Raw genomic sequence first — 6,852 nt, 5'->3', positions numbered from 1 at the left:
AAACCTAAGTTCCTGCTCAATGAATTCTGTCGTGACACCTACTTCGAAAAGTAAATGTCGCATTACATATATAAGTATATATTTATTTGCGTGAACATCGTTCATTAAAGCGTTTTTTGTTTCCGAAGAAACTATGTAAAAACAAGTTAATGTGAGTATCCACACAAATTGCATGATAACTAATTATTAAAGAACGTTAACTTAGTGAGTTAACTGAAACAAAATCTCATTCGTTTTGCTTCATTGCTGCAGGCCTTGCCCGAAGCGAGATGCGCATTCTACGCGCCTCAGTTTTGATGTCAACGTTTTTTTTGATTTAATTCAAATTATTTTAAACAATCTGAAAAATTCATTTTAAAACGTTAAGTTAGCTTATTTGGTTTAAATCAAACGAGATAACTTATCAAAACAGCCAGTTGATTAAGCTTTTTGCTTGAACCCCTTGGAACTGGTTGCGCATTGTATAGATTTCTTTTTATCGGTCAAGTGATATATGCATCTTTTTTCACTTTATTAAACAATACTAGTTCAAGTGGTCAAAGCTTGCACAACTTAAACAAAAAACACGCAACATTGTTATATCTTTTCCTAAAGATACCTTGTTACATTGATAAGCCACCGTCTATTTCTACAACTCTGCCTGTAAAAAAGTCATTTTCAAAAATATACTTTGCCGTATGGGCAATCTCATCTGCTTCACCTAAACGGCCAACAGGTTTCATACTTTCTAGCCTGTCTCTCATTTCAGGCTTCATTGCATCAGTCATCGCTGTGCGAATAACCCCCGGAGCTATTGCACCCACACGTATTCCATGACGACCTAACTCTCTCGCCCACGTAGTTGTCATTGCAACTACCCCTGCTTTAGCGGCAGAATAATTTGTTTGCCCCATGTTGCCACCACGTGCAATAGAAGACATATTAATAATCACTCCTTTACTACCTGACTCAATCATATGTACTGCAGCTTCTCTCCCGCATAAAAAGACACCCGTTAGGTTCACATCTATGACAGATTGAAACTGTGCTAAAGACATTTTTTTACTTACCACACCATCTTTTGCTTTAACGAACATGCCGTCTCGTAATATACCTGCATTATTAATTAAGCCATCAATCCCTTTAAAATCCTCATTGATTTGTTTAAAGGTATTCTCGACTTGTTCCTCATTACTTACATTGGCAAGGTAGTAGTTAACTTTTACACCGTTTTCTGCGATAAGTTTTGCCGTTTCTTGTAATAACTCTTCATTTAAATCGATAAGGGCAATGTTAGCGCCACATTGAGAAAAGTTAATTGCCATTGTGCGACCAAGTCCTTGGCCGCCACCCGTTATCACGATAGTTTTATTTTCTAAATTCATAGGATACTCAATACTGTTTACGGTTATTTATCAAAAAGTTTAAATATACTTGAGAAATCTTTACTGCCATTACCTGAGCCCGCGTGCATAGCATATAGACTTCTTGCTAATGCTCCCATAGGAGTAGATGATTGACTATTTACCGCGGTATCCATAGCGAGTCCTAAATCTTTCGCCATAAGATCAACCATAAAGCCACCTTGATAATCATTTGAAGAAGGTACATTTTCCATTACATCTGGACAAGGATTATAAACGTCTAATGTCCAATTGCTTCCTGAGCTTTTACTCATAATATTCGACAAAACTTTAGGATCTAGGCCATTGGCTAACCCGAGTTGTAATGCCTCACTTGTGCCAACCATCAATACTGACAACAACATATTATTACAGACTTTAGCTATTTGCCCTGCTCCATGTTCACCGGCGTGGAAAATATTTTTTCCCATTACATTTAACACAGCTTCAACTTGATTAAACTCTTCGACACTACCACCAACCATAAAACTAAGTGTGCCTGCAACAGCACCACCAACACCACCAGAAACAGGCGCATCAACGAAAGATATCCCTTTAGTTGCTAGTGCTTTAGCAACCTTTCGTGAGGTTGCTGCATCAATTGTTGAAGAATCTATAACCACACTGCCTTTTGCAATGTGGTTTATTAACCCTGTGCCTTCTGATAAATACACGCCATCTACATGTTTTCCTGCAGGTAACATAGAAATGATAAACTCAGCTCCTTTAACACAATCTATAACATTTTCTTGGGTACTAGCGCCGTGTTCTACAAGATTTGCTACAGCAGACTCTGATAAATCAAACACGCATACTTGGTGCCCTGCTTTAACTAAGTTTATGGCCATAGGGCCACCCATATTACCTAAACCGATAAATGCGATATTTGCCATTGTCGTTTCCTTATTATTTACAAGAGGATGTTGCTGTTATTAAAAAATTTGTTACGTTAGGTTTTATCGAGATCTACTAAAGGATGTTGCTCTTTTGGCCAATTAGATTCAAAAAACCAATTAAGTGTTTTTTCATCAACCGCTGTTATCGAGTCAAAGTGCCAGTTAGGCGAGTTATCTTTATCAATTAACAAGGCACGTACACCTTCGACGAACTCACCAAACTGCCCTGATTTTACTGAAAGCGTTAATTCCATGCGAAAGCAATCAGCTAAAGATAATGATTTGCCAACTTGAAGTTGCTTATAAGCCAAAGAAGCGCTTAAGGCACTACCATGCTTTAAAGACTTTTGAGCACGAATAAACCATTTATCTTCACAAGATGCTGATAAAATATTTGTTACTATTTCGCTAAGATTATCGGCACTAGTAACTTGTTCAATTAAGCTTTTATGCTCTATTAATTTAGTTTCAGGTGAATTGTTAATTGAGTCTTGCTCTACATTCATTAAAAGCTTTGACAAAAGCTCATGATTAATCTCATCTGATGCTTGCCAATCTAGTGAGATAAGTTGAGCTATAAACGTTTCTTTATTATTATTTTCTATATAATAATCAGCTAAGTGACAGTACTTAGCATCACTTGCGTTGATAGATGCCCCTGTTAACCCTAAAAACAAGCCACAATTATCAGGCATTCGATTTAAGAAATAGCTACCACCAACATCTGGATATAATCCGATACTGATCTCTGGCATAGCAATACGGGAGTTTTCTGTCACAATGCGGTGACTTCCACCCACCATCATGCCTAGTCCACCGCCCATCACGATACCATTACCCCAGACAATAAAAGGTTTATTGTATGAGTGAATAAGGTAATCAAGTTGATACTCTTTAGTGAAATACTCTTCAATACCGGGTGAAAAGTCACCTTGATGAGATTTCATTTCATTATACATATGAACGATATCACCGCCGGCACAAAAAGCCTTCTCCCCTTCTCCTTGCAATAAAACGGCAACAACATCTGTTTGTGATTGCCAATTTTGCAATTGAGGGTAAAGTAAATCTATCATCTCTGCGCTTAGCGCATTTAAAGAGCGAGGTGAATTCAATGTGGCGATAGCGATTTTTTTACCGTTATCACAGTTGAGCTCTTGAAAAGTAACGACTTGAGTCATATGAAAATCCTATCAATATTATTGCTATTTATTTAGCCAAACTGGCTTACGCTTTTCTAAGAAAGCTTGTACACCTTCTTTTTGATCTAATGAATCAAATAAGTCGACAAATGCTTGGCGCTCTTGTGGTAAAGCTTGTGATATAGGCATATCTCTATTTTTCTGAATAAGCGCTTTACAAGCTGAAACGGCGACAGGGCTTTGTTTGGCAACTTTAGCCGCTAAAGTGATTGCTGCGTCTTTCGCTTCACCTTTAGGGGTGTTCTCTTCAATTAAACCGATATTTATAGCGCACTTAGCGTTAATTCGTTCACCGCATAAGATCATGCGTTTAGTCCATCCTTCACCAACAAGCAATGCTAAGTTTTGTGTACCGCCAGCACAAGGTAACAAGCCAACAGTAGCTTCAGGAAGCGCCATTATCGCATGGCTATCCGCAATACGAATATCACAAGCTAAAGCAACCTCTAAACCGCCACCCATGGCATAGCCATTGATAGCTGCAATTGAAACGCCGCTAAAATTAGACAGTGTTTCAAACGCTTGGCCAAAAATTTCACTCATGTCTTTGGCTACTTGTTTATTACCATCAGCAAAAACATTTAAATCTGCACCTGCAGAGAAGAACTTATCTCCACCACCGGTGAGAATAAGTGCATATATATTCTTGTCTTCATTTAGTGATAAAACTAATTGGCGTAAATCACTAAGACTCTGTTGTGTCCATGTATGTGCTGGAGGGTTATTAAAAGTAACCACGGCAGTGTGTTCTAATACTTCTACGATTAAAAACTCTGATGAATAATCTGACATTTTGTTATTTCTCAATATTTTTTAAACTTAACTTTTATATTAATGAATTATAAAAGTTGTCCCGCACCTTCAGTTAATAAACGACGAGCAATGATGACGCGCATGATTTCATTAGTGCCTTCTAGAATTTGATGTACACGGACATCTCTAAAGTGACGTTCTAACGGGTACTCTTTGATATAACCATAACCACCATGTATTTGTAGGGCAGCATCACATACTTGAAAACCAATATCGGTAGCAAAACGTTTCGCCATTGCGCAATAAGCGGTTTTTTCTGGATCATTTTGGTCTAATTTAAAAGCAGCTAAGCGTACTAATTGACGTGCTGCAACTAACTCAGTCGCCATATCCGCCAACTTAAATTGTAACCCTTGAAATGCCGCGATTGGTTTACCGAACTGTTCGCGCTCTTGCATATATTCCATCGCAGTATTCAAAGCTTGTTGCGCAGTACCGATAGAGCAAGTCGCAATATTGATACGTCCGCCATCTAAGCCTTTCATCGCCATGGCAAAACCTTCGCCTTCATTACCTAACAAGTTTTCTACAGGTACTTTGACATTATCAAAAGTGATCTGTCTTGTTGGTTGTGCATTCCAACCTAACTTCTCTTCTGCTTTACCATAAATAATGCCGTCTAAATTCGCAGGAATTGCTAAGGCTGAAATCCCCTTCGCACCTTCTTCACCTGTTCGTACCATGACGACTAAAAGATCGGTGGAGCCTGCACCGGAAATAAATACTTTTGAACCATTAACAATATAATGATCACCTTCTTTTTTGGCTGATGTACGTAAAGAAGCAGCATCAGAGCCAGAGCCTGGTTCAGTTAAACAATAAGACGCTAACTTCTCACCGGTTACTAATGAAGGACACCAAGCATCTTTTACTGACGATTTCCCCCACGTTGCTAACATCCACGTTGCCATATTGTGAATGGTCATCATGGCAGTAGTCGCAGTACAGCCCATTGCTAACTGCTCAAAAATAATTGATGAATCTAAACGGCTCAAATTTAAACCACCAGCATCTTCTGGTGTATATAAAGCACAAAAACCTAACTCGCCCGCTTTGGTGATGACATCTTTTGGAAAGATATGCTCTTGATCCCACTTGGCGCCATTAGGTAATAGCTCGCTATCACTAAACTGTTTCGCCGTATCAGCGAACATTTGTTGATCTTCAGTTAAATTAAAATTCATTTATCATTCTCTACTGTTTGGCAAAAATACTAATAATATATTTAGAGTTATTCTTCTTGTCGCTGTGCGTTCAAATTAAAAAACTGTACAGCGATAAGCTAGCTATAACATTTCTAATGCAATAGCGGTCGCCTCACCACCACCAATACATAAGGAGGCAACACCTTTAGATAGCCCTTTATTTTTCAGTGCATGAATAAGAGTCACCATGATACGAGCGCCACTAGCGCCTAAAGGATGACCTAAAGCACAAGCTCCACCGTTGATATTGACTTTATCAATGTCTAAATTCATATTTTTTACGGCTAACATTGTTACCATGGCGAAAGCTTCATTGATTTCAAATAAATCAACATCGTCTGTGGTCCAACCCGCTTTATCTAATAACTTATTCATTGCACCAACAGGAGCAACTGTAAACTCACTTGGCTTTTGTGCATGAGTAGCGTGTGCAACAACTTTACACAAAGGTGTTAAGCCACGTGCTTGAGCAGTAGATAACTTCATCATAACTAGTGCTGCTGCGCCGTCTGAAATAGAACTAGAGTTGGCTGCGGTAATGGTGCCGTCTTTCTTGAAAGCGGCGCGTAGTGATGGAATTTTATCTGGGCGTGCATTACCCGGTTGTTCGTCAGTATCGATAATTGTTTCTTTACGTCGATTAACCACAGTAACTGGCGTTATTTCATTTTTAAAAGCGCCGGAGTCAATAGCAGCATTAGCACGAGATAAAGACCGAATTGCAAACTCATCCATTTCTTCACGGCTAAAGCCCGTTTCATCCGCTGTTTCTTGAGCAAAACATCCCATAGATATACCGTCATAAGCATTTTCCAAACCATCAAGCATCATATGGTCAAGTACTTGTCCATGCCCCATACGCATACCAGCTCTCGCTTTTGGCAATATATAAGGTGCATTACTCATGCTTTCCATGCCCCCAGCTACGGCAAGGTTAATAGAGCCGGCTAATAAAGCATCATGAGCTTGCATAGCTGCTTTCATCCCTGAACCACACACTTTGTTTATAGTGGTACAAACCGTTGATAGTGATAAATCAGCCGAAATAGCTGCTTGTCTTGCTGGTGCTTGTTTTAATCCAGCAGGAAGAACACAGCCCATAATCACTTCATCAATTTGATCATTGTCTATATTGGCTTGTGCCACTGCAGCTTTTATAGCACTTGCTCCAAGTTCAGTAGCAGCAACGTTTTCTAAACAACCGCTAAAACCACCCATAGGCGTTCTGACCGCTGAAACAATTACAATAGGATCACTAGTTGACATGGGGTTCTCCATAAAAATAAGTTATAAATTTAAAATGCTGATAAACAGCCTAACCCAAATTGACGTTTACGCCAACGTAAACCTGATT

Annotated in this window: 6 protein-coding genes; all 6 read right to left on the bottom strand. The window is 39.0% G+C overall.

The annotated features are described in order from the left end of the window. Positions 1 to 602 precede the first annotated feature (602 nt). Positions 603 to 1,364, bottom strand: a complete 762-nt coding sequence (locus AC27IF_RS17450) for an SDR family oxidoreductase (protein WP_487055624.1) — start codon at positions 1,362 to 1,364, stop codon at positions 603 to 605. Positions 1,365 to 1,387: 23 nt separating this feature from the next. Further along, complete coding sequence (gene mmsB / locus AC27IF_RS17445; RefSeq protein WP_487055623.1) at positions 1,388 to 2,275, bottom strand: 3-hydroxyisobutyrate dehydrogenase; 888 nt, start codon at positions 2,273 to 2,275, stop codon at positions 1,388 to 1,390. Positions 2,276 to 2,331: 56 nt separating this feature from the next. After that, positions 2,332 to 3,459, bottom strand: coding sequence for an enoyl-CoA hydratase/isomerase family protein (locus AC27IF_RS17440; protein WP_487055622.1), 1,128 nt, complete (start codon positions 3,457 to 3,459; stop codon positions 2,332 to 2,334). A 24-nt stretch (positions 3,460 to 3,483) separates the two neighbouring features. Continuing rightward, positions 3,484 to 4,272: an enoyl-CoA hydratase gene (locus AC27IF_RS17435; RefSeq protein ID WP_487055621.1), complete on the bottom strand. Its 789-nt coding sequence runs from the start codon at positions 4,270 to 4,272 to the stop codon at positions 3,484 to 3,486. Between the two features lie 47 nt (positions 4,273 to 4,319). After that, a complete protein-coding gene (locus AC27IF_RS17430) occupies positions 4,320 to 5,477 on the bottom strand; it encodes an acyl-CoA dehydrogenase family protein (protein WP_487055620.1) in 1,158 nt (385 codons plus the stop codon). A 102-nt stretch (positions 5,478 to 5,579) separates the two neighbouring features. Next, complete coding sequence (locus AC27IF_RS17425) at positions 5,580 to 6,764, bottom strand: acetyl-CoA C-acyltransferase (protein WP_487055619.1); 1,185 nt, start codon at positions 6,762 to 6,764, stop codon at positions 5,580 to 5,582. Positions 6,765 to 6,852: the final 88 nt, after the last annotated feature.

The sequence above is a fragment of the Colwellia sp. KS18-150 genome (genome assembly GCF_057551365.1).
The sequence above is the reverse complement of the archived record's forward strand: the minus strand, read 5'-3'. Positions and strand labels throughout refer to the sequence as shown.

Bases quoted from the DNA above. Each gene is read 5' to 3' on its own strand.
- AC27IF_RS17425 (WP_487055619.1), bottom strand. From the start codon at position 6,764: ATGTCAACTAGTGATCCTATTGTAATTGTTTCAGCGGTCAGAACGCCT.
- mmsB (WP_487055623.1), bottom strand. From the start codon at position 2,275: ATGGCAAATATCGCATTTATCGGTTTAGGTAATATGGGTGGCCCTATG.
- AC27IF_RS17440 (WP_487055622.1), bottom strand. From the start codon at position 3,459: ATGACTCAAGTCGTTACTTTTCAAGAGCTCAACTGTGATAACGGTAAA.
- AC27IF_RS17450 (WP_487055624.1), bottom strand. From the start codon at position 1,364: ATGAATTTAGAAAATAAAACTATCGTGATAACGGGTGGCGGCCAAGGA.
- AC27IF_RS17430 (WP_487055620.1), bottom strand. From the start codon at position 5,477: ATGAATTTTAATTTAACTGAAGATCAACAAATGTTCGCTGATACGGCG.
- AC27IF_RS17435 (WP_487055621.1), bottom strand. From the start codon at position 4,272: ATGTCAGATTATTCATCAGAGTTTTTAATCGTAGAAGTATTAGAACAC.